Genomic DNA, 24,948 nt, shown 5'->3' on the forward strand with positions numbered 1-24,948 from the left:
AATGAGTACGGGAAAACAGATCGGAAGATCGCCGGCATTCGCCGAACGGTCGGGAAAAGATGCCCGACTGAGACATAGTCCACATCACATCGTCATCACAAAGCGGCCGGATCGACCGGAACGCGCACTCACTCGCTGTAACGTCGATTGGGTGCGTACCGACATCTTTGCCCGGCTGGACCGGGAGCCGGAACCGCCGAAGATAGAGCCACCGCGGATGAGTCGTCACCGCATCGCTCTCTTCGGCGGGACGTTGGCGTTCTATCTCGCCATCGTCATTGCCGTACTGATCGGCTCCTGGCTGGTGACCCTGGACTGGAAGGTCATGCTGTTCCGGCCCTACCAGCAGTGGCCCGGCATCCATGCCTTCCTCGACTACTACGTCGTACTGGGCCAGCGAGGCCCCACGGCCGTGATGGTCGCCTGCTGGCTCGGCTGGCGCTCCTGGCGGCAGCACACGCTGCGGCCCCTGCTGACGCTGGGTGCCTCACTGCTGCTGCTCAACCTGACGGTGGGTGCGGTCAAGCTCGGCCTCGGCCGGCTCGGCCCGCACTACGCGACCCAGATCGGCTCTGCGGAGCTCTTCGCCGGCGGCGATATATTCCCGTCCGGGCACACCGCCAACGCGGTCGTGACCTGGGGAATCCTCGCGTACCTGGCCACCACCCCGAGGGCCAGGCGCTATCTGTCGGCCGTATCGGCAGTGGTCTCGCTCGGGGTCGGGCTCACGACCGTCTATCTCGGCACGCACTGGCTCAGCGATGTGCTGCTGGGCTGGGCCGCGGGGCTGCTGATCCTGCTGGGCCTGCCGTGGGTCGAGCCGCTGATCACCCGCGCCGAGGACTGGATCTTCGCGGTGCGCGAGCAGTGGCGCGCGCGGGGCAGGGCAGTGCCTTCGGTGCCTGTCGCGGCCGGCGGCCCCCGGACCGTGCTGCTGCCGCAGCGGGCCGGTGCTGACGCCACGGACGAGGACCCGGCGCTCGAACCGGTCGCCGCGGGAAGCCGCACGGGGGCCGCGGCCCCGGCAGCGGGTACCCGGCCACGGGCCCACACGGTGCGCTCGGAGCGGACGCCCATCACCCCGGCCGGCAGCCGGCGACCGCCGCACGCGGACCGTACGCCGCGCGGCGGGACCAGCCCGGCCCGCCCGATGAGCGGCGGCTGACGGACCGCACCCCACGCATCGGGAACGGTACGCACAGCCTCACCCCGCACAGTCAAGGCCCCGACCTCGGTCGGGGCCTTGCTCGTGTCGCGGGCCTGTCGCAGCCGTCCGGCGGCGGCGCGGTCTCAGCCCACCCAGCAGCGGGTCACGACGGCATCGTCGACCTCGAAATTGATCCGTCCGGCCCGGTACTCCATGGTGATGATCGCGCCCGGCGGCAGGGATCTCACGCTGCTCCAGCCACGCGCACGGGCCCTCCGCTCGGCGGCTTCGGCAGCCAGGCCGACATACGCGCCGGGTGTGTCGTCAGGCTGTGCGGGAGGAGTCGGTATAGGTGCCATGTCTCTCACCGTAGGCGGCCGCGGACGGGTACGGAAGCCTGGCCCCGGCGGCGGCGCGGCATCCTCACGTACGCCACCGGTCACGCTTGTGTCACAGGATCACCACACACGTTTACTCGAACTGCTTCACTCGAACGTGCGATCCGTAAGCCGACGCACAGTAATCGAAGGCGCCGAAAAATGATCTCGGAACAGGCGGGGAAACCAAACGGATTACGGCATCCCAGGCAGTCGAAATACCCGTCCCGGGCGGCGCCCGGAAAATGATCCGGGCACCGGGAATTCACGCTTCCTTATGGCGGCCTTATCTCTTGGACACGATATCCACACCATCGGACCGGGGCGGCCGCCGACATCCACCCGTATACCGGACACAGCGAGTTGACAGACGAAAGAGCACGGCACGGTTCAGTCGAGCGCCCGGGACAGTCGGTCCCTGGCGGTCCTGATCGCGTCGGTGAGCTCCTGCGGCTCGACGACTTCGAAGTCGAAGCCCATGAGCATCACATGGATCACCAGGACGTCCAGACCGGCCGCCCCCGTGCGCAGCAGGCAACTGTCCCCGTCGATGCGCTCCAGAACACCGGAGGACGGGGAGATCCGCTCGGCCGCCCGCTCGACGGGCACCTTCAGCCGGATCACGGCACGCGCCGCGTACGCGTCGGTGGAGACGCCCCGGGAGACATACGCGGCAAGGTCGTCGGCGGGCGGGCGGCGCGGGACGAAGCGGGGGCCGTGCGGCGGCGTGGGGGTGATCCGGTCCGCCCGGAAGGTACGCCAGTCCGCGCGGTCCAGGTCCCAGGCGACGAGGTACCAGCGGCGCTCGGTGCACACCAGCCGGTGGGGTTCGACGATCCGGTGCGATACGGAGCCGTCATGGGCGCGGTACGCGAAGCGCACCCGCTCGCTGTCCCGGCAGGCCCCGGCCAGCTCGGTGAGAACCCCCGGGTCCACGGTCGACGCCTCGGGTCCGCGCAGCATGGGCACGGTGAAGGCGCCCAGCGCGCTCACCTGCCGGCGCAGCCTGTTCGGCAGTACCTGCTCGAGCTTGGCGAGTGCGCGTACGGAGGTCTCCCCGATGCCCTCCACGCCGTGGCCGGCCGCCGTGCGCAGCCCGACCGCGACGGCGACGGCCTCCTCGTCGTCGAGGAGCAACGGCGGCAGCTCGGCCCCGGCACCGAGCTGATAGCCGCCGCCGGTGCCAGGGCTTGCGTTGACCGGGTAGCCGAGCTCCCGCAGCTTGTCGACGTCGCGCCGGACGGTCCGGGGGGTGACGCCGAGCCGCTCGGCGAGCTCGGCGCCGGACCAGTCCCGGTGGGCCTGCAGCAGTGAGAGCAGGCGCAGCAGTCGTGCCGAGGTCTCCAACATGGGACGAGTCTGTCAGCGGTTGCGGACAGCTACCGTCCGCGATCCGGTTCGGCCTGCTGCGGCGCCCGGCTCCAGCCGTGCGCAGAGGTCGTCGCCGACCGAGCAGGTACCCGGCACGGGATCGTCGCGGTGACGGAAAACCGACACGATCCCGTTGTCATGGTGCTCCGTCGGCGCACCGGCGAGATGGAACGTCGTACGGATGACCCCCTGCATGTGTTGCAGTGCCCAGGTTCGACCGATGTGCTGCGGGTTGCACCTGGCGTGACGGCGAGAACCGGCTACCGCCTCACTCAACTCATGGACGACTTTCAGCCACTGGATACGTTCCCTGTTTTCCTGATTTGTCGACCTGTCGTCGCGCCCTCCCCTCCCTCGCCCGGCCCCGCCGATGCGGGTTCGATCAGCGGGTATTGACCGGGAGTAAACCCATCGGCCCCCCGATTCACCCTCTGCGCCGGATGGTTCGATTCCGTTCCCTTTCCCGCGTGACCCCGGCCGCAGCTCACCCGTTGTCTGTTCATGAGCCGGGAACCGCCCGGCGCACGCACCGAGTTCGAGGAGCCACCCGTGCCGCGCATGCTCGACGTCAGCGAGGACGTACGCGCCGAGATCGGCGACGCCGAAGCCGATCGGCTGCTCGTCGGCGACAACGCCCCAGGCAGCTACGACTGCACCTCCTGCCGCACCCCCGGCGACTCGGAGCAGGAGCGCACCAGCACGGTGCTGTTCGTCGGCGACGAGACCGCCGTGCTCGCCTTCGCCCACGCGACCTGCATCCCCTCCCAGGTCGTCCAGGTCTCCGAGGAGCAGCTGCAGGGCGCCGTGCGCAGCATCACCGGCAGTGAGCCGGAGACCCCGCAGGGCCTCATGCCCGAGCAGGCCGTCCTGGGCATCACCAGCGGACTCGTCCTGATCGATGACGAGCTCCACCCGGCGCTGGTCGTCGAGCCGACCGGCGCGATCACCCGCCCCGGCACGTACGGCAGCGGGGGCGACGAGTTCCTGCAGCTCCTGCTGGAGCAGGGCTTCCACCCGGTCCACCGGATGGACCAGGTGCCCGCCGTGCTGCACGGCTGGTCGATCCTGCTCGCCATGGGCCAACTGCACGCTGTGCTCCAGCCGGGGACCGGCGGCGGCGCCCCGGTCGCCTGGTGGCAGGCCCATGCACCGCTGCAGGTCACCGAAGGCTGGCGGGCCGCGGCCAACAAATCTCAGACCGTGCTCGTCTTCGCCGCGCCGGTCGGATCCATCGGCCAGCAGCCCCGCGAGGACCTGCTGCGCGACGCCCTGGAGAAGGCCGCGGCGAGCGGCCTCCTGGTCGCGGCCGCGATGCCGCTGGCCGGGACCTGATCATGTCCGTACGCTCCTCGCACCCCCGGCGAACAGCTATTTCTCCGCCGGGCCCGCATCCGACCGCCGATGGGGTCGTTGGCACATACGTGCACTCATACGACCCCTCCCACCAGCGCCCGAGCCCGATCCCTGCCATGCGTCCGTCGCAGGACCGCTCGGGCGGTCAGACCCACACCCCGATCTACGACTCGTTGTACTCCGAGTACCGCCGGTCGTTCCGGGCGCTGCCAGGGGATCGGAGCGGCGAGGAGAACCTGGGCTTCGTGGCATTCGGGACCGGCATGTTCGGCAGCCGGGCCCCGCTGAGCGGTCACTCGGCCCACTCGGCCCACTCGGCCCACTCCGGCCACTCCGGCCCGGGCACGCACACCGGAAGCCTCGGTTCCTGGCAGCGGGTCGGCCGGCACGCCGGGCGCCCCCAGCCGGCGGCGCTGCCCCCGGGATCCCGGGGAGTCTGACCGCCCGGCGAAGCCCCGCACCGTTCACAGCAGGGACGGTACGGGGCTTCGTCATGTCCGGCGCCATGGCCGGGACGGGGCGGATCAGGCCGGCGTCACTTCTTGCGGCCGCGCTTCTCGCGGACCCGCACCGAGATGTGGATCGGGGTGCCCTCGAAGCCGAACTCCTCGCGCAGCCGACGCTCGACGAAGCGGCGGTAGCCGTGCTCGAGGAAGCCGGAGGAGAAGAGCACGAACCGCGGCGGCTTGGTGCCGGCCTGGGTGCCGAAGAGGATGCGGGGCTGCTTGCCGCCACGGACCGGGTGCGGGTGGGAGGCGACGATCTCGCCGAGGAACGCGTTCAGCCGGCCGGTCGGGATCCGGGTCTCCCAGCCCTCGATCGCGGTCTCGATCGCCGGGACCAGCTTCTCCATGTGGCGGCCTGTGAGGGCCGAGACGTTGACCCGGGGGGCCCACGCGATCTGCGCGAGCTCCGTCTCGATCTCGCGCTCCAGGTAGTAGCGGCGCTCCTCGTCGAGGGTGTCCCACTTGTTGAACGCGACCACGAGCGCACGCCCGGCCTCCACGGCCATGGTGATGATGCGCTGGTCCTGGACGCTGATGGACTCGCTGGCGTCGATCAGGACGACGGCGACCTCGGCCTTCTCGACGGCGGCCGCGGTACGCAGCGAGGCGTAGTAGTCCGCGCCCTCCTGGAGGTGGACGCGGCGGCGGATACCGGCCGTGTCGATGAACTTCCAGGTGATGCCGCCGAGCTGGATCAGCTCGTCGACCGGGTCACGGGTGGTGCCGGCCATTTCGTTGACGACGACCCGGTCCTCGTTCGCCACCTTGTTCAGCAGCGAGGACTTGCCGACGTTCGGACGGCCGATGAGCGCGATGCGGCGCGGGCCGCCGAGCGCGGTGCCGAAACTCTGGGCCGGGGCCTCGGGCAGGGCTTCGAGGACGGCGTCGAGCAGGTCGCCGGTGCCACGGCCGTGCAGCGAGGAGACCGGGTGCGGCTCGCCGAGACCGAGCGACCAGAGCGCGGTGGCGTCGGCCTCGCCACTCTGGCCGTCGACCTTGTTGGCGCACAGCACGACGGGCTTGCCGGCCCGGCGCAGCAGCTTGACGACGGCCTCGTCGGTGTCGGTCGCGCCGACGGTCGAGTCGACGACGAAGACGACCGCGTCGGCGGCCTCGATCGCGTACTCCGCCTGGGCGGCGACGGAGGCGTCGATGCCGAGCACGTCCTGCTCCCAGCCGCCGGTGTCGACGACCTTGAAGCGGCGGCCGGCCCATTCGGCCTCGTACGTGACACGGTCCCGGGTGACGCCGGGCTTGTCCTCGACGACCGCCTCGCGGCGGCCGATGATCCGGTTCACCAGGGTCGACTTGCCGACGTTGGGGCGGCCGACGACGGCGAGGACGGGCAGCGGGCCGTGACCCGCTTCGTCGATCGCGCCCTCGACGTCCTCGACGTCGAAGCCCTCCTGCGCGGCGAGCTCCATGAACTCCGCGTACTCGGCGTCGCCAAGCGCTCCGTGCTCGTGGTCCGAGCCGTCGGAGTGAATCTGGTCGTTCATGAAGTCCGTTCCTCTTTGCATCATCATCGATGGACCACGATCACGCGGCCCACTACTCAAGTCTTACCTAGCGCCCGGTGAAACGCCTGGCGTTCTCCAGGTGCGAGGTCAGCCGTGCCTGGATCCGCACGGTCGCCTCGTCCAGCGCCCTGCGGGTCCGCAGGCCACTTCCGTCGCCCGCGTCGAAGGCGTCACCGAAGACGACATCGACCCCACTGCGCAACGGCGGCAGTGCCGATATCAACCGTCCGCGGCGCTCGGTGCTTCCCATGACGGCCACGGGCACGATCGGCGCCCCGCTGCGTACCGCGAAGTACGCGAGCCCGGCCCGCAGCGAGGCGAAGTCTCCTTCGCCCCGGGTACCCTCCGGGAAGATCCCGAGTACCCCGCCGTTCTCCAGTACACCGAGGGCCTGGGTGATGGCGGCGCGGTCGGCGCTCGTACGGTCCACCTTCAGCTGACCGATTCCGCGCAGGAACGGGTCGAGGGGGCCGACGAACGCCTCTTTCTTGATCAGGAAGTGGACGGGCCGGGGCGCGGTGCCCATCAGCATCGGCCCGTCGATGTTGTGGGAGTGGTTCACCGCGAGTATGACGGGTCCGGAGGCGGGTACCCGCCATGCACCGAGGACGCGGGGCTTCCACAGCCCGTACATCAGCCCGATGCCGATCCCGCGCCCGACCGCCGCTCCGCGCAGCGTGGGCGTGCCCGAGGCTGCGGTCACTTCGCGGCCCGCTTCTCCTCGACAAGGGTGACGACGCACTCGATGACCTGCTGCAGGGTCAGGTCGGTCGTGTCCACCTCGACCGCGTCGTCCGCCTTGGCGAGCGGCGAGGTCTTGCGGCTGGAGTCCGCGGTGTCCCGCTTTATCAGCGCCTCCTTGGTGGTGGCGAGATCGGAGCCCTTCAGCTCTCCGCTGCGGCGGGCCGCGCGGGCCTCCGGCGAGGCGGTCAGGAAGATCTTGAGGTCGGCGTCGGGCAGCACCGTGGTGCCGATGTCACGGCCCTCGACGACGATGCCTATCTCGGCGGCGGCGGCGATGGACCGCTGCAGCTCCGTGATCCGGGCACGCACCTCGGGGACCGCGCTGACGGCGCTGACCTTCGAGGTGACCTCCTGCGTACGGATCGGGCCCGCGGCGTCCTCGCCGTCGACCGTGATCGTCGGGGCGGCCGGGTCCGTGCCGGAGACGATCACCGGCTTCGCCGCGGCGGTCGCGACCTCCGCGGCGTCCTGCACGTCGATGCCGTTGTTCAGCATCCACCAGGTGATCGCCCGGTACTGGGCACCGGTGTCCAGGTAGCTCAGGCCGAGCTTGGCGGCGACGGCCTTCGACGTGCTCGACTTGCCGGTGCCGGAGGGCCCGTCGATGGCGACGATCACTGCGGCCGGGGCCGTCCGGGCTGCGGCGCTTACGGTTTCCACGGTGGTGGACACCTTCCTGGTACACGGGGTGGGCGGGACAAGGGCGCGCGAACCCGCCCCGCACAAGGTTACCGAGTGTCGGGACGGTCCTCTGCACCCCTGTGGACAACTCCCGCGGACCTCGGCCGCCAGGGGCCTACTGGCGGATCGACCAGCCCCGCTCGCGAAGCGCCGCCGCGAGTGCCGGGGCCACGCTCGGCTCGACCATCAGCTGCACCAGGCCGGCCTGCTGCCCGGTGGCGTGCTCGATACGGACGTCCTCGACGTTGATCCCGGCCTTTCCCGCGTCCGCGAAGATCCCGGCCAGCTCGCCCGGCCGGTCGCTGATGAGCACAGCCACGATGTCGTACGCCGCCGGGGCCGCCCCGTGCTTCCCGGGGACCCTGACCCGGCCCGCGTTACCGCGGCGCAGGACGTCCTCGATGGAGTCGGTGCCCTCGCGGCGCTTGTCGTCGTCGCCGGACTGGAGGCTGCGCAGCGCCCGGACCGTCCCCTCGAGATCGGCGGCGACCCCGGCGAGCACGTCCGCGACCGGTCCGGGGTTGGCGGAGAGGATCTCCACCCACATCCGGGGATCGGAGGCCGCGATCCGGGTGACGTCCCTTATGCCCTGGCCACAGAGGCGTACGGCCGTCTCGTCGGCCTCCTCCAGGCGGGCGGCGACCATCGAGGAGATCAGCTGCGGGGTGTGGGAGACGAGGGCCACGGCCCGGTCGTGCGCGTCGGCGTCCATGACGACCGGGACGGCGCGGCAGAGCGCGACCAGCTCCAGGGCAAGGTTGAGGACCTCGGTGTCGGTGTCCCGGGTCGGCGTGAGGACCCAGGGACGGCCCTCGAAGAGGTCGGCGGTGGCGGCGAGCGGGCCGGAACGCTCCTTGCCCGCCATCGGGTGCGTACCGATGTACGGCGTGAGGTCGACGCCGAGGGCTTCCAGCTCGCGGCGGGGGCCGCCCTTGACGCTGGCGACGTCGAGGTAGCCGCGGGCGACGCCGTCCCGCATGGCGGTGGCGAGCACCGAGGCCACGTGGGCGGGCGGTACGGCGACGATCGCGAGGTCGACGCGGCCCGCGGGCGCCTCGTCCGTACCGGCGCCGAGCGCGGCCGCCGTACGGGCCGACGCCGGGTCGTGGTCGACGAGATGAACGTGGATGCCACGCCCGGCGAGGGCGAGGGCTGCGGAGGTGCCGACCAGGCCGGTTCCGATGACGACGGCGGTTCTCACTGGGCAATGTCCTTGCGGAGGGCGGCGGTGGCGCCGAGGTAGACATGCTGTATCTCGGACTTGGCAAGGTACGTCTCGACATGGGCGAGGATGCGCACCACGCGGGGCATCGCCCCCACGATGTCGAGCTCCTGGGCGCAGATCAGCGGTACGTCGACGATGCCGATGCCCCGGGCGGCGGCGGCCGGGAAGTCGCTGTGCAGATCGGGAGTGGCGGTGAACCAGATGCTGATCAGGTCGTCGGCAACGAGGCCGTTGCGCTCCAGGACGGCGGTGAGCAGGGCGCTGACCTGCTCGTCCATGTGTCCGGCCTCGTCCCGCTCCAGCTGGACCGCTCCACGGACCGCTCGTACCGCCACGTCTGGCTCCTCACTTCTTCGTGCACTTCTCTTCATGCCGCTTCGTGCTTGTCGCGCCTGCTCTGTGCCCGCCTGCGCGATTTCAGCCTAGAGGGGCGGGGCGACGGGCGGCCGTGGTGCTCTGTGGGTGAGACGCGAGGTCAGCGGGGAGCGGCGGTGGAGTGCACGGCCAGCAGCATCCGCCAGATCCCGCCCGCCAGCTGCGCCGGGGTGGCGTCGGTCCGGCCGTGCACCCAGTCGGCGAGGATGCCGGTGAACAGTCCGGCGACGGCGCTCGCGATCAGGTCCTCCGCGGAGCCCAGGGGGCGGCGACGGCGCAGTTCGCTGATGCTGCGCTGCCGCAGCTCCTGGTGCAGCAGCTCGCCGAGCGGTCCGCCGCCGCCCGCGCGCAGCAGGCTCCGGTAGACCTCGGCCCGGGTGCGGACTGCCTCCAGCAGGGCGACGAGCTCGCCGGGGGGCGCCTCGGGACCGGGCGGCACCTCGTCCCAGGCGTGCAGGGCGTCGACCGCCTGCCGGACGATCTCCGCGCAGGCGTCCACGGCCAGGGCGCGCAGATCGTCGTAGTGCAGATAGAAGGTGGCCCGGCCGACTCCGGCCCTGCGGACCACATCGGAGACGCTGACCTGGTCGAGTGGCTGTTCCTCGCAGGCCGCGAGGAGCGCCTCGCGGAGCTTGCCGCGGGTGCGTGCGGTACGGGGGTCTCCGCTGCCTTCCGTCACTGCGGGCGTCATGGGCTCAGCCCGCGAGCAGGACAAGGGCCAGTGCCGCGGCGGCGGGGACCGCCTGGACGAACAGGATCTTGCGGTTCACGGTGGCCGCTCCGTACACCCCGGCGACGATCAGGCAGCCGAGGAAGAAGATCTGGGCCTGGTATGCGACAGGGTCGCCCGCGATCAGACTCCAGACGAGTCCGGCGGCCATGAACCCGTTGTACAGGCCCTGGTTCGCGGCGAGCGGTGCGCTCTCACGGGAGAACGCCGGGGTGGTGGCGAAGACCTTCCGGCCGCGCGCGGTGTCCCACAGGAACATTTCGAGCACCAGGAAATAGGCGTGGATCAGTGCGACCAGTGCGACCAGCACCTGGGCTGCGATGTGCATGGCGGACGGCCTCCCGTATCGATTTCCTGGACAACTGTACAGGAAATCGATACGGGGTTCGGCCGGCCCTGAACGCTCAGAGCGCCTGTGCCCGGATCAGGTCCTCGATCGAGCCGCCCTTCGGGACCTCGCCCGCGGGGGTCAGTTTGTCGACCGCCTCGGGCAGCGACCTAGCGATGTCGTCGGCCGCCTGCTGCGTCGACACCCCCGCGTCCTGGGCGACCTTCTGCAGGGTTTCGTCCGGGAGCGCCTGCGCGATCTGGGCGCCGCTCACCGGCTTGTTCTCACCGGTCCCGACCCAGGACTGGGTCTGGTCGAGAAGGCCGGACTTGGTGAGCATCCCGATCAGGCCCTCAAGAGCGTTCGCGCCGCCCGCGCCACCGGCGCTCGCGTTGCCGCCGAGCGCGCCCAGCAGCGCTCCGAGGATGTTCCCGGCGTTGCCGGAACCCCCGCCCTGGCTTCCGCCGCCCAGCAAGCCGCCCAGCAGACTGCCGAGGTCGTTTCCTGCCATGGTTCTGCCCTTCCGAAGGGGATGGATTATCGACAATGTCGATCAGAACCAGGGCTTCTGCCACTCGGGGCCCGACGGCGGATGTCCGTAGCCGTCGAACCGACGGCTAAGGGCTGTCCCGTAATCCCTGGTGGATCAGCGCGCAGCGTCAGATGCGGTGCATCGCAAGGCGGAGGGGCGTCCTCATACCGGGCGTATTCGGGCGTTCCGACAACGCAGCGAGGTGCCGTAGCTGTCGTCGTGCGCCCGCCAGGGATTACGGGACAGCACTTAGGGACATCCGCCGGCAACGCGGCCTCGACGGCCTCCGGGGACGCGCCGCCCCGCAGCGCGTACTGCCCCTTGCCCGGACGACGAGGCACATGAGGCCCCCTCGCGTACCCTCACCCGCATGATCACCCCCGATGCCGAGACTCTCGTACGCGATCACACGATCTACTCCTGTGTGATGGGCTCACGTGCGTTCGGGCTGGCCACGGGCGACAGCGACACCGACCGGCGCGGTGTCTTCCTGGCGCCGACCCCGCTGTTCTGGCGGTTCGACAAGCCGCCTACGCATGTCGAGGGCCCGGCGCCGGAGCAGTTCTCCTGGGAGCTGGAGCGTTTCTGCGAACTGGCGCTGCGCGCCAACCCCAATGTGCTGGAGTGCCTCCACTCACCGCTGGTGGAACAGACCGACGCGGTCGGCCATGAACTCCTCTCCCTGCGCGGCGCGTTCCTGTCCCGGCTCGCCCACCGGACCTTCGTCCGCTACGCGCTGGGGCAGCGCAGGAAGCTGGAGGCGGATGTCCGGCAGTACGGTGCGCCGCGCTGGAAGCACGCCATGCATCTGCTGCGGCTGCTGGCGAGCGGCCGGGATCTGCTGCGTACGGGCGAGCTGACGATCGAGGTGGGCGACGCCAGGGACGACCTGCTCGCGGTGAAGCGGGGCGAGGTCCCGTGGCCGGAGGTGGAGCGCCGCATGACACGGCTGGCCGAGGAGAACGACGAGTCGGCACCGGGCTCGCCGCTCCCACCGGAGCCGGACCGGGCCCGGGTCGAGGACTTCCTGATCCGCACCCGCCGGGCGTCCGTGCCGTTTCCCGGCAAGGGGTGACCGGCCACCCCGACCAACGCGAAAGTCAAGCCCGTCCGGAGCTTGAGGACGGAGACCCGGGCCCTTTCAACCGCGCTCGCACCACGAGTTCGTGCAGCCCGTCGAACCCTCCCGCCCCATCCGGCAGCTCCGACTCCGCCTGTGCCTCGTCCAGCACCCGGTGCAGCGCCTCGACGTCCCGGTACACCACCGCGCCGTCCGCACACCCCGCTCCCCCGTGCTCGGCCGCGGCCTTCGCCTCGATCAGCTCGGGCAGATACGCGGGCGCCGCCACCTCCCCCACGAGCGTCGGCAGATGCGCGAGCACCTCGCCGCTGCGCATCAGATGGATGCCGGTCAGCAACGCCCGGAACGTGTAGAGCAGCGGCTTCAGTTCGCCGGTCCTCTCGAACAGACGCCACTGCGTGTTGGCGAACCCCCGGTAGTGGTGCGCGTGGTTGCGCGTCAGTACCGCGGGTGCCAGCTCGACCAGTTCCGCGTGCAGCTCGCTCGTGTGCACGACCAGCGGCGACACCAGCTGCTCCAGCACATAGCCGTTCGGCTTCAGCATCAGCCGGACGAACTTCCGCAGGTCATGGGTGACGAGGTCCATCTCGACCCCTTCGCGGTCCCACATCCGCGAGCGCGTCTCGTCCGGTTCGCGCAGCCCCACCACGTCCTCGGCGGGCAGGAGGTGGACCCCCCGCAGGTCCACGTCCGAGTCACGGGACGGAAACCCGTACAGATGCGCCCCGGAGACCGTGGCGAACAGCAGCGGACCCGGCTCTTCGGCGAGGACCGGGCCGAAGTCCGTGACCGGCAGCCCGGCCTCGTGGAGGTGGATCGTTTCCGTACGCATGGGTCAAGAGTCCCAGAGCGCCCCCAGCGACAGCAGATCGCTCCGGTACTCGATCCGCTCCGACCACTCCTTGGGCCACGCCCCGGCCCCCAGATGCGCCCCCGCCAGCGCCCCGGTCAGGCACCCGATGGAGTCCGAGTCCCCGCGGGTGCAGGCGGCCCGGCGCAGTGCGGTGACCGGTTCGTCGGGGAAGAGCAGGAAGCAGTGCAGGGCCGTGGCGAGGGCGTCCTCGGCGATCCAGCCGTCGCCGGTCGCCTCGCACGGGTCGGTCTCCGGTGACGGGTCGCGCAGGGCGTCCTGGACGCGGGCCAGTGCGGTCAGGCACTCGTCCCAGCCACGCTGGATGTAGCTCTCGCCCGAGTCGTCACCCGCGTACCGCCACAGGTCGCCGAGCCAGCGTGTGAGGTAGCGGCTGCTGTTCTCGTACGCGTACGAACGCAGCTGCCCGATCAGCCCCGTCGGCTCCGCACCCTGCGCCAGCAGATACACCGCGCGCGCCATCAGGTCGGAGGCGGCGAGCGCCGTGGGATGGCCGTGTGTGAGGGCGGCCTGCAACTGCGCCGCGCCGGAGCGCTGTTCCTCGCTCAGCCCCGGTACGAGCCCGACCGGCGCCACCCGCATATTGGCGCCGCAGCCCTTGGAGCCGGTCTGGCTGGCCTCCTGCCAGGGCCGGTCGCCGTCAAGCAGCCGGCAGGCGCTCATGCAGGTGCGGCCGGGGGCACGGTTGTTGTCCGGCGAGTGGTACCAGTCGACGAACTCCTCGCGTACCGGCCGGACCAGCCGCAGCGGGGTGAGCAGTCCGCGGTCCATGGCGGTGCGGATGCCCCGCGCGAGGGCCAGCGTCATCTGGGTGTCGTCGCTGACGAACGCGGGGTTCGGCAGCCGCATCTGCCGCCAAGGACCGCACTTGGCGAGGATCGACGGGACATTGTTGAACTCGGTCGGGAAGCCCAGCGCGTCGCCGAGCGCGAGCCCGGTCAGCGCGCCGGTGGCGGCCTGTTTGGTGATGGTGCGGGTCACGATCATGCGCTTCGTCCTTCCGGTCGCAGAAGTGGAGGGTGCAGGGCGGTGGCGGCACCCGCCCGGTACAGAGCAGCCGGCTTCCCCCGCCCGCCGGTGCGGCGGGGTGATCCCTCCACGGCCTGGACGAAGCCGGGCGTGGTGAGGACCTTGCGCCGGAAGTTGGGCCGGTCGAGCTCGACGCCCCAGACCGTCTCGTACACCTGCTGGAGCTCGCCCAGGGTGAATTCGGCCGGGCAGAAGGCCGTCGCCAGGCAGGTGTACTCGAGTTTGGCGCCGATCCGGTCGTGCGCGTCGGTGAGGATGCGGTCGTGGTCGAAGGCGAGCGCGCCGAGTGCTCCGGCGTCCCACCAGCGGGCGTTGGCCGCGTCCCCGCCGCCACGCGGTTCGGGCAGATCGGGAATGAGTGCGGTGTACGCGACGGAGACGACCCGCATCCTGGGGTCGCGGTCCGGATCGCTGTAGGTGCGCAGCTGCTCCAGATGGAGTGCGGAGACGGTTGCCTCGGTCAGCCCGGTCTCCTCGGCGAGCTCCCGGCGGGCGGCGTCCTCGGCGGATTCGCGTGGGAGCACGAAACCGCCGGGCAGGGCCCAGTGGCCCTTGTACGGGTCCTCACCGCGCTCGACGAGCAGGACGTGCAGCCGGCCGTCGCGGACCGTGAAGACGGCGAGGTCGACGGTGACCGCGAACGGTTCGAAGGCGTACGGGTCGTAGCCCTCGGGGGCGCCGGTGCTCATCGTCGCTCCGGGAGGGGTGAGGCGAAGTCCCAGCCCGCCGTGAGCAGAGCGTCGACGGCGTCGACCGCGGTGTCCAGGCGTTGCCGGTGCGGTCCGGTGAGTTCGACGAACTGCCGCCCGGTGCGGGTGAGTTCTGACCGGAAGCGGTCGGTCATCCAGGGTCGCAGCTCCTCGCCGTCGCGCAGCCCGTCGTCCTCGAAGGCGACGCCCTCGTGGTCGGTGAGCAGCCACAGGTGGTGGGCGACCCGGTCGGCGGTCTCCTCGACGCGCGGGTTGCGACCTCCGATGTACCGCTCGTGCCAGACGGTGGTGGCGAAGGAGTCTGTGTCGCAGAAGAGCACCGGGGACCCGGTCCGGGCGGCCGCATCCTCCTTGGCGTTCTGGGCCGCGGCGATCAGCGGGAAGTCGTCGGTGGTGAACGCCACGTCCTCCCACTGGGCCCGGGGCCACCGGGTACGCAGCGCGGCCAGCTTCTGCTCGCTGAACTCCCGTCCGTACTCGGCGACGTACCGGGTCTGCGCCCAGACGCCGCCGCGCCGGCGGTAGTGGTCGACGAGGGCGCGAGCCATCGTGGTGGTGCCGGTGGACTCGGCGCCGAGGACGACGATGCGGCGGGTGAGCGCGGCCCGTACGGGCGGTTCGAGGAAGTCCCAGCAGCCGACCGGGTCCTTGCGGACGGCGGTGCCGGAGACCGGGAAGACCGTGCGGTCGGGGTCGACGCAGACGGCTTCGGCACCGAACCGGCGGGCCAGTTCGTCCCCGTACGGCTCCGAGGTGAAGACGGCATCGACCCTGTCCGGGACGGCCCCCTTGAAGACAGCCATATGGGCATGCCAGATCGCCGGGTCGTGGAGATCCATCCGGGTGTCGTCGACGGCTCCGACGACCCGTACGTCCGGGTGCACCTCCCGCATCCAGGCCACCCGGTCGGCGAGGGGGACGGACTCGACGGAGGCGGCGCAGACCAGGACGGTCAGCCGCTCGCAGCGGTCCTGGGCGGTGCGGACGAGGTGGTGATGGCCGGCGTGCGGCGGATAGAACTTGCCGAGCACGAGCCCGTGCCTGAATCGCTTCATCCTGTCACCTCCGCCAACTCCCGTTGCGGAACGTAGAGATCATGCTTCCAGTTGCGCAGCCCGACCAGGCACAGCGCCAGGAAGCCGACGTACAGCAGAGAGGTCAGATAGAGCTCCTTGTGCGCGTACAGCGGGATGTACACGACGTCGGCGGCGATCCACAGCCACCACGATTCGACGAGCTTCCGGCACTGCCCGTACGTCGCAGCCAAGGACAGCGCGGTCGTCAGGGCGTCCCAGAACGGCACGGTCGAGTCGGTGGCGTGGCTGAGGAGGAGGGTCAGACCGGCGGTCCCCAACACCCCTGCCGCGCACAGCCGGATCCATTCGGTGCGGCTGGTGCTCCGCACCGGCAGGTCCGGGGAGCCTGGTCCACCCCCGTGGGTCCAGGCCCACCAGCCGTACGCGGCAAGGGCGATGAAGACGATCTGCAGGCCGGCGTCGGCGTACAGACCGGACTGGGTGAACAGCAGGAGGAAGAAGAGGTTGTTGGCGATGCCGATCGGCCAGTTGGCGAGACGCTGGCGGGCCACGAGCCAGACGCACAGCGCCCCACTGCCGAAGCCGAGCACCTCGGTCCAGCCGACCGGGGTGTCCAGGACTGTCACCAGAGGTTGCTGCAGGGGATCGAGGATGTCCGCGAGACTCACACCCGCCTCCTTTATAGTCACTTTGACTATAAAGGCGATTCGACGGCAGCAAAAGGCCCGCGGCCGGTTTCCTGTTCGAAAATCGAAACCAGGAACCGGCCGCGGGCCGTACAGCGGACGCCGAAGGCGGACTACAGACCGACCTCGCCCATCAGCATGCCCACCTCGGTGTTGGTGAGGCGGCGCAGCCAGCCGGACTTCTGGTCGCCCAGCGGGATCGGCCCGAAGGACGTCCGCACCAGCCGCTCGACCGGGAAGCCGGCCTCGGCCAGCATCCGGCGGACGATGTGCTTGCGGCCCTCGTGGAGGGTCACCTCGACCAGGTAGTTCTTGCCGGTGTTCTCGACGACGCGGAAGTGGTCGGCGCGGGCGTACCCGTCCTCCAGCTGGATGCCGTCCTTGAGGTGCTTGCCCAGGTCGCGCGGGAGTGGTCCCTGGATGGCGGCCAGGTAGGTCTTCTTCACGCCGTACTTCGGGTGGGTCAGCCGGTGGGCCAGCTCGCCGTGGTTGGTGAGCAGGATGATGCCCTCGGTCTCGGTGTCCAGCCGGCCGACGTGGAAGAGCCGCGTCTCACGGTTGGTGACGTAGTCGCCGAGGCACTGGCGGCCGTCCGGGTCCTCCATCGAGGAGACGACACCGGCGGGCTTGTTCAGCGCGAAGAAGAGGTACGACTGGGCGGCGACGGTCAGACCGTCCACCTTGATCTCGTCCTTGTGCACATCGACGCGCATGCCCTGCTCGACGACGATCTCACCGTTGACCTCGACGCGGGACTGCTCGATCAGCTCCTCGCACGCACGGCGCGAGCCCATGCCGGCCCTGGCCAGGACCTTCTGCAGACGCTCGCCCTCCTGCTCGGCGCCCGGGTGGGTCTTGGGCGTCTTGATGTCGGGCTTGTTCGCGTACCTGTCCCGGTTGCGCTGCTCGATCTTGGCGTCGAGCTCGCGCGAGCGGGACGGGGCACCCTGCGGGCCACGCCGCGGGCCGCCGCTCCTCGCGCCGCCCTGCGGGGGCTTCGGGCCACCCTTGGCGCCACCGCGGGCCGCGGCGCCGCGGCCCTTGCGGGGGCCGTCGCCGCTCTTCTCGCCGGCCCCGGTGCCGCCCACGTCGTAGCGGCGCTCCTCGGGGCGGGGCCTGCGGGGACGCTTGTCCTGCCGGTCGTCGCGCCCGGCGCCGCCACCCCGGGGGTTCCGGTTGCCGCCGCTCTTGCCGCTGCCGCTTCCGCTGTTACTGCCACTGCTTCGCATCAAAATTCCGTCTTGTCGTCTGCGTGAGTATCCGGGGTGTCCGGTGCGTCCGGATCGAACGACGGCACACCCTCTAGCGTCTCAGCCTCGATCGCGTCCGCCTCGGGGAGGAAGGGCGCGAGCTCCGGGAGCTCATCCAGGCCGCGCAGGCCCATCCGCTCCAGAAAGTAGTTCGTCGTCCTGTACAGGATCGCACCTGTTTCGGGTTCCGCGCCCGCTTCCTCGACCAGGCCCCTCTGCAGGAGGGTCCGCATCACGCCGTCACAGTTCACGCCGCGTACCGCAGAGACCCTCGAGCGGCTGACCGGCTGGCGGTACGCGACCACTGCGAGGGTCTCCAGAGCCGCCTGGGTGAGGCGGGCCTGCTGGCCGTCCAGCACGAAGCCCTCGACGGCCTCCGCGTACTCCGGGCGCGTGTAGAAGCGCCAGCCGCCCGCGACCAGGCGGAGATCGAAACCGCGGCGCTGCACGGTGTACTCGTCGGCCAGCTCCCGCAGCGCGTCGGCGACGGCCCGCCGGGGCCGCTCCAGCACCTTGGCGAGATGTTCCTCGGTGGCGGGTTCGTCGACGACCATGAGAACGGCCTCGAGAGCGGGCTTGAGCTCAAGATCCGCGACGGTGCTCGCACCGGTGGGGCGCTGCTCGCTCATGCCTGCACATCCTCTTGTACGTCCATGTCCTGCACCTCTTGATCGAACTCGTCCGTCACCGCGGGCTCGGCCCCCTCGCCCCCGGCCCAGCGCACCATGAGCTCGCCCAGCGCCTCCTCCTGGTCGAGGGTGACGGCCTTCTCCCGGTACAGCTCCAGCAGCGCCAGGAACCGGGCGACGACGGTGAGGGTGTCCGGGGCGTCCTCGGCGAGCTCGCGGAAAGTGATCCCCCCCGCTTCCCGCAGCCGCGCCACGACGATCTCGGCCTGCTCACGCACACTGACCAGCGGGGCGTGGATGTGATCGACGTACACCTGCGGCTTGGGCTTCGGCTGCATCGCCTTCACGGCGAGCCGGGCGAACCCCTCGGCGCCGATGCTGATCACCACCTCGGGCAGCAGCTCGGCATGGTGCGGCTCCAGCCCCACGGTCCGGGGAAAGCGCCGCCCCTCGGACTCCAGCCGGGCGCTGAAGATCTCCGCGATGCGTTTGTACGCGCGGTACTGCAGGAGCCTCGCGAAGAGCAGGTCCCGCGCTTCGAGCAGCGCGAGGTCGGCCTCGTCCTCGACTTCGGCGGCGGGCAGCAGCCGGGCGGCCTTGAGATCGAGCAGGGTCGCGGCGACGACGAGGAACTCGGTGGTCTGGTCGAGATCCCAGTCCACCCCCATGGCCCGGATGTGGGCCATGAACTCGTCGGTGACCTTGGAGAGGGCGACCTCGGTCACATCGAGCTTGTGCTTGGAGATGAGCTGCAGAAGAAGATCGAACGGCCCCTCGAAGTTGGCCAGCCGAACGGTGAACCGTCCGTCGGCGGCGGGTGCCCCGGGGGCGGCGGGGTCAGCGGGGGCCGCAGGACCGACGGTGTCGGCCGGGGCGGCGGCGACGGTATCGGCGGGGGCCGCGGGCGCCGCGGCGGCATCCATGACGGTGGGGGCCGCAGGACCCGCGGTCTCGGCCGGGGCGGCGGCGGCATCGGCGTCAGCCACAGGCGTCGCGGCGTCCGTGACGGTGGCCGAGGGGTCCGGGGACGCCTCCCCGGTTCCGGGAAGGGGCGGGGTGGGGGACACACCGACAGTGGCGCCCTCCACCACCGCGGCCCCGGCCGCGGACGGCGCAGACAGGCCCCCCGGACCGCGCCCCAGGGGGCGCCGGGGTGTGCGGGCAGGCTCGTCGGTCGTCGGCATGGGGGTCCAGGGTGCGGCGGGGATACGGGCGGGCGGTGGGCTGCACGGAGACGGCCGGGCCGCTCGGCGGCGGCCCCCCTCGGGCAGGCTACCGGCCCGCCGTACCGGTCAGCGGCCGCGCAGCCGCCGCACGAGGATGCTCGCGTCGCCCCGCGACTCCAGGTCGGCGAGGACCACGGCGACCGCCTCGCGGACGATCCGCCCACGGTCGACGGCGAGCCCGTGCTCGCCGCGCAGGACCAGCCGCGCGTGTTCGAGGTCTATCAGTTCCTCGGCCGAGACATAGACGGTGATCTTCTCGTCGTGGCGTTCGCGGCCGCTCGGCCGCCGGTTCGCCCCGCGCCCGCCTCCGCGCCTGCGCTGCTGCTGGACGGCCGGAGCCGCCTCCTGCTGCGTCCCGGACGAGGGCTGGGGCCGACGGCCCGCCTGAGCGGCCGCCGCCCGGTCGCCCTCCCCGCCCCGGCTGCGGGAGTCCCCCGCGTCGGCGTCCGCCGCCGAATGTTCCTCCCCGGACGTCAGGGTCCCGGATCCACCGGCCTCGGCCGCCCCGGATCCGTCCGCCGCGGAATCGCTCTCACCGGCCGGAGCCGGAACCCGCGCCTCGCCGTTCGCCTTGCGCCGCCGGTCCGCGGGGGACGAGGACTGCAGCCCCATCCCCCCGGTGGTACGGAACAGTTCGTCGGCCCCCGGCAGACTCACTCGGCGTGACACCGGGCGAGCACCTCCCTGGCGAGCTGGCGATAGGCGGCTGCACCGACCGAGTTGGAGGCGTACGTGGTGATGGGCTCGCCGGCGACCGTGGTCTCCGGGAAGCGCACCGTGCGCCCGATCACCGTGTGGTAGACGTGCTCGTCGAAGGCCTCGACGACCCGCGCGAGGACCTCGCGGCTGTGCACCGTACGGGAGTCGTACATGGTGGCGAGAATGCCGTCGAGCTCCAGATCGGGGTTGAGCCGCTCCTGGACCTTCTCGATGGTCTCGGTGAGCAGTGCCACACCACGGAGTGCGAAGAACTCGCACTCGAGCGGCACTATCACCTTGTGAGCGGCCGTCAGGGCGTTCACCGTGAGCAGGCCCAGCGAGGGCTGACAGTCGATCACGATGTAGTCGTAGTCGGCCATCAGCGGCTTCAGGGCGCGCTGCAGCGTGGACTCCCGGGCCACCTCACTGACCAGCTGCACCTCGGCGGCCGACAGGTCGATGTTGCTCGGCAGCAGGTCCATGTTGGGCACTGCGGTCTTCAGGAGAACCTCGTCGGCCGACATGCCCCGCTCCATGAGCAGGTTGTAGACCGTGAGGTCGAGCTCCATCGGGTTGACGCCCAGGCCGACGGACAGGGCTCCCTGCGGGTCGAAGTCGACGAGCAGGACACGGCGTCCGTACTCCGCGAGCGCGGCACCGAGGTTGATGGTCGACGTGGTCTTGCCGACGCCGCCCTTCTGGTTGCACATCGCGATGATCTTCGCGGGACCGTGATCGGTCAGCGGGCCCGGGATCGGGAAGTAGGGCAGGGGCCGGCCGGTCGGGCCGATCCGCTCGCGGCGCTGACGGGCAGCGTCGGGCGCGAGGGTGGCCGCGTACTCCGGATCGGGCTCGTACTCGGCGTCGGGGTCGTAGAAGTGCCCCTGGGGCACCTCGTCGAAGTCGGCGAAGTGGGCGGTCTCTCGGCCACTCTCGTTGCCGGCCATGGCGTTCACGTTTAGGCCGTCCATCATCTGGGGGGCTGTCGTCATGTGCTGGTGGGTGGCGAAGGTGCGGACAGCGACGGAGCCGACAGCCTCCAGCCCGATCGGGCTCTGGCCCCGTGCAGGCATCCCTGGTTGAACACCCCCGGGAGTAAATGTCGACTCATTCACAAGTCGTCTTACCTCCTTGGACGTGACCAGGAAACTTATCGATAGGTCAGCGTGACACCATGCCGACGATTGGCGACTCTATGGCGTGTCACCGGTTCGCAGCAACACAATCCGCCGGACCCGGCCCGATGTGTCGGCAATCGAACACCCCCCTGTCAAGGGTGCACAGTCACTCCGGCGCACATTCCACCGGTGTGCGAAACGGGTAAAGGGTTACGTTCAAGGCAAGTTGCGCAAGGCTCTCACAGTGGCCCGACACGCGTCCGGCCGGACCTTGCTCGGCAAGGTCCGGCCGGACGCGTGAGGTTGACGAAAGGTGTTGACCCGTCAGCCGAGAAGCGTGCTCAGCTCGACGTGCTCCAGACCGTGCGCCTCCGCCACCTCGCGGTAAACGACCTGGCCCTCATGGGTGTTGAGGCCCTTGGCGAGCGCGGCGTCGCGGCGAAGCGCCTCGACCCAGCCGCGGTTGGCGAGCTCCAGGATGTACGGCAGCGTGGCGTTGGTGAGCGCGTACGTGGAGGTGTTCGGCACCGCGCCCGGCATGTTGGCGACGCAGTAGAAGACCGAGTTGTGGACCATGAAGGTCGGCTCGGCGTGCGTCGTCGGGTGGGAGTCCTCGAAGCAGCCACCCTGGTCGATTGCAATGTCGACAAGTACACTTCCGGGCTTCATCTTGGCGACGAGCTCGTTGGTGACCAGCTTCGGAGCCTTCGCGCCGGGGATCAGCACGGCACCGACGACGAGGTCGGCCTCGATGACCGCCCTCTCCAGCTCGAAGGCGTTGGAGACGATCGTCTTCACCTTGGTGCCGAAGACCTTGTCGGCCTCGCGCAGCTTGTTGATGTCCCGGTCGAGCAGCGTGACGTGGAAACCGAGACCGACGGCGATCTGCGTGGCGTTCCAGCCGGAGACGCCGCCACCGATGACGACGGCCTCGGCGGGCGCGGTACCCGGGACGCCGCCCGGCAGCACGCCGCGGCCGCCGACCGAGCGCATCAGGTGGTACGCACCGACCTGCGGGGCCAGCCGGCCCGCGACCTCGGACATCGGGGCGAGCAGCGGCAGCGCGCGGTTGGCGGTCTCGACGGTCTCGTACGCGATCGCCGTGGTGCCTGACTCCAGCAACGCGTCCGTGCACTCGCGGGAGGCGGCGAGGTGCAGGTAGGTGAAGAGCGTCTGGTCCTTGCGGAGGCGGTGATACTCCTCGGCGACCGGCTCCTTGACCTTCAGGAGCAGGTCGGCGGTGGCCCAGACCTCGTCGGCGGTGGGGAGGATCCGCGCCCCCGCTGCGATGTACTCCTCGTCCGTGATCGAGGACCCGGCACCGGCGTTCTGCTCGACGACGACCTGGTGGCCGTTGCGGACGAGCTCATGCACACCGGCGGGCGTGATGGCCACGCGGAACTCGTTGTTCTTGACTTCGCGGGGGATGCCGACCTTCACGTCGATCACGGTCCTTGACTCAGAGGGTTACTCCGGGCATAGAGGCGCATACCCGGATACACACAGTGTAAATGGAGACACCGCGAACGTACGCGGCAGAGCCAGTTTAATGAAGGGCTTCTCGCTGTCTAGCCTTACAAAGCATTAACTTTCAGTCGACGCACTACGGATTTCGCAGGCTGACTCATCCTCGCCCAGCAGTCTCTGCGCGGTACCGCGGTGCAACCCGGCCGCAGCCGGGTCGCCGAGCCGGTCGAGTGTGTCGGCCAGCCGGAGCTCCAGCGCGGCCTGCAGCCGTACGTCCTTGGCCTGCCGTGCCCACCCCACGGCCTCCTGACAGGTGCGCAGCGACTCCTGCGGCCTTCCCGCGTACTCCTGCACCCGCGCGGCCTCGCTGAGCGCCCGCGCCTGGGCGACCAGGTCGCCGAGCCTGCGGTACACGGCCGCCGCGGCCCGCCAGTTCCGCAGCGCCTCGCCGTACTGCCCGGCGTAGGTGTGGACGGAGCCGAGCCGTCCGTACAGCCGCGCCTCGTCGGCGAGCTCGCCGTGGGTGAGCCGCTGCGCGAGCGCCCGGCCGTACCAGTCGGAGGCCCGGTGGAAGTCCCCCATCTCCGCGTAGGCACCGCCTACGGATTCCATCGCCCTGCCCGTCGCGTAGGGGTCCTTTGCCGCCCGTCCGGCGTCCAGGGCCGCCCGATAGCGGGTCAGCGCCTCCCGCGTGCGGCCGGTCCTGGCGTCCAGATCCGCGAGATTGAGCAGTGCGGCGGCCCGCTCACGGGGCAGCTCGCGCCGCTCGGCGACGGCCAGGACCAGTCCGTGCAGTCCGTACAGATCGGATGCCGCGGCCTCGGTGCCCTGGTGCACGGCCAGCGCCCGCACCAGCGCGGCCACCAACCTCCGTGCCAGGGTGTCCAGTTCACCGTCCTCCACGGCGATCCGGGCGGAGGCGAGCAGGGCCTGGCGGCGGATCCGCAGCCAGGCGGCGGCCGCTTCGGGGTGCGGAAAGCGCAGCGAGCGCGGCAGTCCCGCGAGCTTCCGGCGGGCCTCGGAACCCTCCGGGTCGGTGATCGCCCGGCAGGACTGGAGCTGGCGTACGGTCCGCTCCAGCAACCGGGCCCTGGCGAGCTGGATCTCGGCCGGCCGGTCCCGGTCGGCGAGCAGGGCCTGCAGCAGCGGGGCGAGGCACCCGGGCACCTCGTACTGCGGCAGCTCCGCGCCGTCGGTACGCAGCAGGCCCAGCCGGACGAAGTCGTCGAGCGTCGACTGGGCGGCCGAGACCGAGCAGCCGGCCAGCGCGGACGCGGTGTGGGCGTCGGCGAGCCCCGCGGGTGCGAGCGCGAGCAGTCGCAGTATCCGGCCGGCGGTCTGTGGCAGGGACTCGTAGACCAGCCGGAAGGCGCGGGCCAGCGGGCGGACGCCGGTGGACTGCTCGGCGTCGTCCGGCAGCTCGCGCAGCTGCTTCGTGACATCGGCGACCGATGCCATCGGGTGTGCGGCGAGCCAGCCGCCGATCATGATCAGGGCGGCAGGCTGTCCACCGCACTCCTCGGCGAGGCTCTCGGCGGTCAGCGGGTCCACCGTGATCCTGACCTGGCCGATGGCACCGGCCAGCAGCTGGACGGCGGAGCCCTTGTCGAGGCCGCCGATGGTGCACGGGCGGACGCCGGGGATGCCGGTGAGCGGACCCTGGGCGGTGGCGACCACCAGGCAGCCGGGGTTGTCCGGCAGCAGCGGGTCGACCTGTTCGGCGTCGGCCGCGTCGTCGAGCAGCAGCAGGACGTGCCGGTCGGCGAGAGCCGCGCGGACCAACTGGGACAGTTCGTCCCCGTCCGCGCCGGGCGGCCCGGCGACCTCCAGCTGGTCGAGGAGGTCCCGGGCGGTGCGTTCGGTGGGGACGGGGGCGCCGCCGAGGTCGGTGAGCCCGACCCGGAGCAGCCCGTCAGGGTAGTCGCCGGTGTCCAGCAGTGCGCGGGTGAGTTCCTCGGCGAGTGCGGTGCGCCCGGAGCCGGGGCGTCCGGCAATCAGCAGGACCCTGGCGCGGGCCGCTTTGCGACCGGCCAGGGTGTCCAGTCCGGCCCGTTCGATGTCGGCCTTCAGTTCCTTCAACTCGCGTTCGCGGCCGAAGAATTGGCGCGGTGCGGTGCCGGACGGCCCCTCGGTCCCCGCCGCCGATGCCGGGCCGCTGGTGTCCACCGCCTGATCCGTCACGGGCCACGCTCCACTTCGCTGCACGCGTTGCCCGCCGGGACTCCGGCCAGGGCATTCCGAGCGTAGTTCAGGCGG

Annotated in this window: 26 protein-coding genes; 4 read left to right on the top strand and 22 right to left on the bottom strand. The window is 70.8% G+C overall.

Translation table 11 applies throughout. The features are described from left to right. The first annotated feature begins 151 nt into the window (after window positions 1-151). Window positions 152-1,165 carry a phosphatase PAP2 family protein gene (locus ACIA8E_RS26040; RefSeq protein ID WP_399301731.1) on the top strand — a complete coding sequence of 338 codons (1,014 nt, stop codon included), beginning with the start codon at window positions 152-154 and terminating at the stop codon, window positions 1,163-1,165. A gap of 125 nt (window positions 1,166-1,290) precedes the next feature. Here the strand turns inward: ACIA8E_RS26040 and ACIA8E_RS26045 are convergent, their stop codons facing one another. Together ACIA8E_RS26045 and ACIA8E_RS26050 are read right to left on the bottom strand one after the other, a co-directional pair. Continuing rightward, window positions 1,291-1,506 (bottom strand): I78 family peptidase inhibitor, encoded by a 216-nt coding sequence (locus tag ACIA8E_RS26045; protein ID WP_030917974.1) that lies wholly within the window; start codon window positions 1,504-1,506, stop codon window positions 1,291-1,293. 408 nt (window positions 1,507-1,914) lie between these two features. Then, a complete protein-coding gene (locus ACIA8E_RS26050; protein ID WP_399301732.1) occupies window positions 1,915-2,874 on the bottom strand; it encodes a helix-turn-helix transcriptional regulator in 960 nt (319 codons plus the stop codon). Window positions 2,875-3,444: 570 nt separating this feature from the next. Here ACIA8E_RS26050 and ACIA8E_RS26055 point away from each other — a divergent pair. After that, window positions 3,445-4,227: a hypothetical protein gene (locus ACIA8E_RS26055; protein WP_399301762.1), complete on the top strand. Its 783-nt coding sequence runs from the start codon at window positions 3,445-3,447 to the stop codon at window positions 4,225-4,227. A 137-nt stretch (window positions 4,228-4,364) separates the two neighbouring features. After that, window positions 4,365-4,688: a hypothetical protein gene (locus ACIA8E_RS26060; RefSeq protein ID WP_399301733.1), complete on the top strand. Its 324-nt coding sequence runs from the start codon at window positions 4,365-4,367 to the stop codon at window positions 4,686-4,688. Window positions 4,689-4,783: 95 nt separating this feature from the next. On the opposite strand, the gene der is transcribed toward ACIA8E_RS26060, so the two are convergent. From der to ACIA8E_RS26100, 8 genes are all read right to left on the bottom strand, one after another. Next, a complete protein-coding gene (gene der / locus ACIA8E_RS26065; protein WP_399301734.1) occupies window positions 4,784-6,253 on the bottom strand; it encodes a ribosome biogenesis GTPase Der in 1,470 nt (489 codons plus the stop codon). A 67-nt stretch (window positions 6,254-6,320) separates the two neighbouring features. Next, a complete protein-coding gene (locus ACIA8E_RS26070; protein ID WP_399301763.1) occupies window positions 6,321-6,908 on the bottom strand; it encodes a lysophospholipid acyltransferase family protein in 588 nt (195 codons plus the stop codon). Between the two features lie 65 nt (window positions 6,909-6,973). Beyond that, on the bottom strand, window positions 6,974-7,690 hold the full coding sequence (gene cmk / locus ACIA8E_RS26075; RefSeq protein ID WP_352266602.1) for a (d)CMP kinase: 717 nt from the start codon (window positions 7,688-7,690) through the stop codon (window positions 6,974-6,976). A 124-nt stretch (window positions 7,691-7,814) separates the two neighbouring features. After that, entirely contained in the window at window positions 7,815-8,900 is a 1,086-nt protein-coding gene (locus ACIA8E_RS26080; protein WP_399301735.1) for a prephenate dehydrogenase, read from the bottom strand. Next, complete coding sequence (aroH, locus tag ACIA8E_RS26085) at window positions 8,897-9,259, bottom strand: chorismate mutase (protein WP_267005931.1); 363 nt, start codon at window positions 9,257-9,259, stop codon at window positions 8,897-8,899. Before aroH ends, ACIA8E_RS26080 begins: the two co-directional genes overlap by 4 nt. Window positions 9,260-9,399: 140 nt before the next feature. Next, window positions 9,400-9,990 carry a TetR/AcrR family transcriptional regulator gene (locus tag ACIA8E_RS26090; protein WP_399301736.1) on the bottom strand — a complete coding sequence of 197 codons (591 nt, stop codon included), beginning with the start codon at window positions 9,988-9,990 and terminating at the stop codon, window positions 9,400-9,402. Between the two features lie 4 nt (window positions 9,991-9,994). Next, on the bottom strand, window positions 9,995-10,357 hold the full coding sequence (locus ACIA8E_RS26095) for a DUF1304 domain-containing protein (RefSeq protein WP_399301737.1): 363 nt from the start codon (window positions 10,355-10,357) through the stop codon (window positions 9,995-9,997). A 76-nt stretch (window positions 10,358-10,433) separates the two neighbouring features. Continuing rightward, the gene (locus ACIA8E_RS26100) at window positions 10,434-10,868 is read right to left on the bottom strand and encodes a YidB family protein (protein WP_399301738.1); all 435 of its coding nucleotides are present in this window, start codon (window positions 10,866-10,868) and stop codon (window positions 10,434-10,436) included. 391 nt (window positions 10,869-11,259) lie between these two features. Between ACIA8E_RS26100 and ACIA8E_RS26105 the strand changes: the two genes are divergently transcribed. Then, window positions 11,260-11,964 (top strand): DNA polymerase beta superfamily protein, encoded by a 705-nt coding sequence (locus tag ACIA8E_RS26105; RefSeq protein ID WP_399301739.1) that lies wholly within the window; start codon window positions 11,260-11,262, stop codon window positions 11,962-11,964. Between the two features lie 25 nt (window positions 11,965-11,989). Here ACIA8E_RS26105 and ACIA8E_RS26110 read toward each other — a convergent pair whose 3' ends face one another. From ACIA8E_RS26110 to ACIA8E_RS26165, 12 genes are all read right to left on the bottom strand, one after another. Further along, window positions 11,990-12,802, bottom strand: coding sequence for a DNA polymerase beta superfamily protein (locus ACIA8E_RS26110; RefSeq protein WP_399301740.1), 813 nt, complete (start codon window positions 12,800-12,802; stop codon window positions 11,990-11,992). A 3-nt stretch (window positions 12,803-12,805) separates the two neighbouring features. Further along, on the bottom strand, window positions 12,806-13,828 hold the full coding sequence (locus ACIA8E_RS26115; RefSeq protein WP_030917932.1) for an ADP-ribosylglycohydrolase family protein: 1,023 nt from the start codon (window positions 13,826-13,828) through the stop codon (window positions 12,806-12,808). Beyond that, a complete protein-coding gene (locus ACIA8E_RS26120; RefSeq protein ID WP_356001457.1) occupies window positions 13,825-14,559 on the bottom strand; it encodes an NUDIX domain-containing protein in 735 nt (244 codons plus the stop codon). Before ACIA8E_RS26120 ends, ACIA8E_RS26115 begins: the two co-directional genes overlap by 4 nt. After that, complete coding sequence (locus ACIA8E_RS26125; RefSeq protein ID WP_399301741.1) at window positions 14,556-15,635, bottom strand: AAA family ATPase; 1,080 nt, start codon at window positions 15,633-15,635, stop codon at window positions 14,556-14,558. Before ACIA8E_RS26125 ends, ACIA8E_RS26120 begins: the two co-directional genes overlap by 4 nt. Next, entirely contained in the window at window positions 15,632-16,285 is a 654-nt protein-coding gene (gene pnuC / locus ACIA8E_RS26130; RefSeq protein WP_399301742.1) for a nicotinamide riboside transporter PnuC, read from the bottom strand. Before pnuC ends, ACIA8E_RS26125 begins: the two co-directional genes overlap by 4 nt. 131 nt (window positions 16,286-16,416) lie before the next feature. Further along, window positions 16,417-17,532, bottom strand: a complete 1,116-nt coding sequence (locus ACIA8E_RS26135) for a pseudouridine synthase (RefSeq protein ID WP_399301743.1) — start codon at window positions 17,530-17,532, stop codon at window positions 16,417-16,419. Beyond that, complete coding sequence (gene scpB, locus ACIA8E_RS26140) at window positions 17,532-18,182, bottom strand: SMC-Scp complex subunit ScpB (protein WP_030977295.1); 651 nt, start codon at window positions 18,180-18,182, stop codon at window positions 17,532-17,534. Before scpB ends, ACIA8E_RS26135 begins: the two co-directional genes overlap by 1 nt. Beyond that, a complete protein-coding gene (locus ACIA8E_RS26145; protein ID WP_399301744.1) occupies window positions 18,179-19,366 on the bottom strand; it encodes a segregation and condensation protein A in 1,188 nt (395 codons plus the stop codon). Before ACIA8E_RS26145 ends, scpB begins: the two co-directional genes overlap by 4 nt. Window positions 19,367-19,474: 108 nt before the next feature. Continuing rightward, window positions 19,475-20,065 carry a hypothetical protein gene (locus ACIA8E_RS26150; RefSeq protein WP_399301764.1) on the bottom strand — a complete coding sequence of 197 codons (591 nt, stop codon included), beginning with the start codon at window positions 20,063-20,065 and terminating at the stop codon, window positions 19,475-19,477. Further along, a complete protein-coding gene (locus tag ACIA8E_RS26155; protein WP_393307302.1) occupies window positions 20,062-21,180 on the bottom strand; it encodes a ParA family protein in 1,119 nt (372 codons plus the stop codon). Before ACIA8E_RS26155 ends, ACIA8E_RS26150 begins: the two co-directional genes overlap by 4 nt. A 369-nt stretch (window positions 21,181-21,549) precedes the next feature. Next, a complete protein-coding gene (gene ald, locus ACIA8E_RS26160; RefSeq protein WP_399301765.1) occupies window positions 21,550-22,665 on the bottom strand; it encodes an alanine dehydrogenase in 1,116 nt (371 codons plus the stop codon). A gap of 144 nt (window positions 22,666-22,809) precedes the next feature. Continuing rightward, window positions 22,810-24,873, bottom strand: coding sequence for a tetratricopeptide repeat protein (locus tag ACIA8E_RS26165; protein ID WP_399301745.1), 2,064 nt, complete (start codon window positions 24,871-24,873; stop codon window positions 22,810-22,812). Window positions 24,874-24,948 lie beyond the last annotated feature (75 nt).

This window comes from Streptomyces sp. NPDC051664 (assembly GCF_044453545.1).
In the GTDB taxonomy this organism is placed as follows: Bacteria; Actinomycetota; Actinomycetes; order Streptomycetales; family Streptomycetaceae; genus Streptomyces.

Bases quoted from the DNA above. Each gene is read 5' to 3' on its own strand.
- ACIA8E_RS26095 (WP_399301737.1), bottom strand. From the start codon at position 10,357: ATGCACATCGCAGCCCAGGTGCTGGTCGCACTGGTCGCACTGATCCAC.
- scpB (WP_030977295.1), bottom strand. From the start codon at position 18,182: ATGAGCGAGCAGCGCCCCACCGGTGCGAGCACCGTCGCGGATCTTGAG.
- ACIA8E_RS26145 (WP_399301744.1), bottom strand. From the start codon at position 19,366: ATGCCGACGACCGACGAGCCTGCCCGCACACCCCGGCGCCCCCTGGGG.
- ACIA8E_RS26115 (WP_030917932.1), bottom strand. From the start codon at position 13,828: ATGATCGTGACCCGCACCATCACCAAACAGGCCGCCACCGGCGCGCTG.
- ACIA8E_RS26100 (WP_399301738.1), bottom strand. From the start codon at position 10,868: ATGGCAGGAAACGACCTCGGCAGTCTGCTGGGCGGCTTGCTGGGCGGC.
- ACIA8E_RS26125 (WP_399301741.1), bottom strand. From the start codon at position 15,635: ATGAAGCGATTCAGGCACGGGCTCGTGCTCGGCAAGTTCTATCCGCCG.
- ACIA8E_RS26050 (WP_399301732.1), bottom strand. From the start codon at position 2,874: ATGTTGGAGACCTCGGCACGACTGCTGCGCCTGCTCTCACTGCTGCAG.
- ACIA8E_RS26070 (WP_399301763.1), bottom strand. From the start codon at position 6,908: ATGTACGGGCTGTGGAAGCCCCGCGTCCTCGGTGCATGGCGGGTACCC.
- ACIA8E_RS26120 (WP_356001457.1), bottom strand. From the start codon at position 14,559: ATGAGCACCGGCGCCCCCGAGGGCTACGACCCGTACGCCTTCGAACCG.
- ACIA8E_RS26155 (WP_393307302.1), bottom strand. From the start codon at position 21,180: ATGCCTGCACGGGGCCAGAGCCCGATCGGGCTGGAGGCTGTCGGCTCC.
- ACIA8E_RS26110 (WP_399301740.1), bottom strand. From the start codon at position 12,802: ATGCGTACGGAAACGATCCACCTCCACGAGGCCGGGCTGCCGGTCACG.
- ACIA8E_RS26090 (WP_399301736.1), bottom strand. From the start codon at position 9,990: ATGACGCCCGCAGTGACGGAAGGCAGCGGAGACCCCCGTACCGCACGC.
- ACIA8E_RS26105 (WP_399301739.1), top strand. From the start codon at position 11,260: ATGATCACCCCCGATGCCGAGACTCTCGTACGCGATCACACGATCTAC.
- ACIA8E_RS26060 (WP_399301733.1), top strand. From the start codon at position 4,365: ATGCGTCCGTCGCAGGACCGCTCGGGCGGTCAGACCCACACCCCGATC.
- ACIA8E_RS26135 (WP_399301743.1), bottom strand. From the start codon at position 17,532: ATGCGAAGCAGTGGCAGTAACAGCGGAAGCGGCAGCGGCAAGAGCGGC.
- der (WP_399301734.1), bottom strand. From the start codon at position 6,253: ATGAACGACCAGATTCACTCCGACGGCTCGGACCACGAGCACGGAGCG.
- ACIA8E_RS26045 (WP_030917974.1), bottom strand. From the start codon at position 1,506: ATGGCACCTATACCGACTCCTCCCGCACAGCCTGACGACACACCCGGC.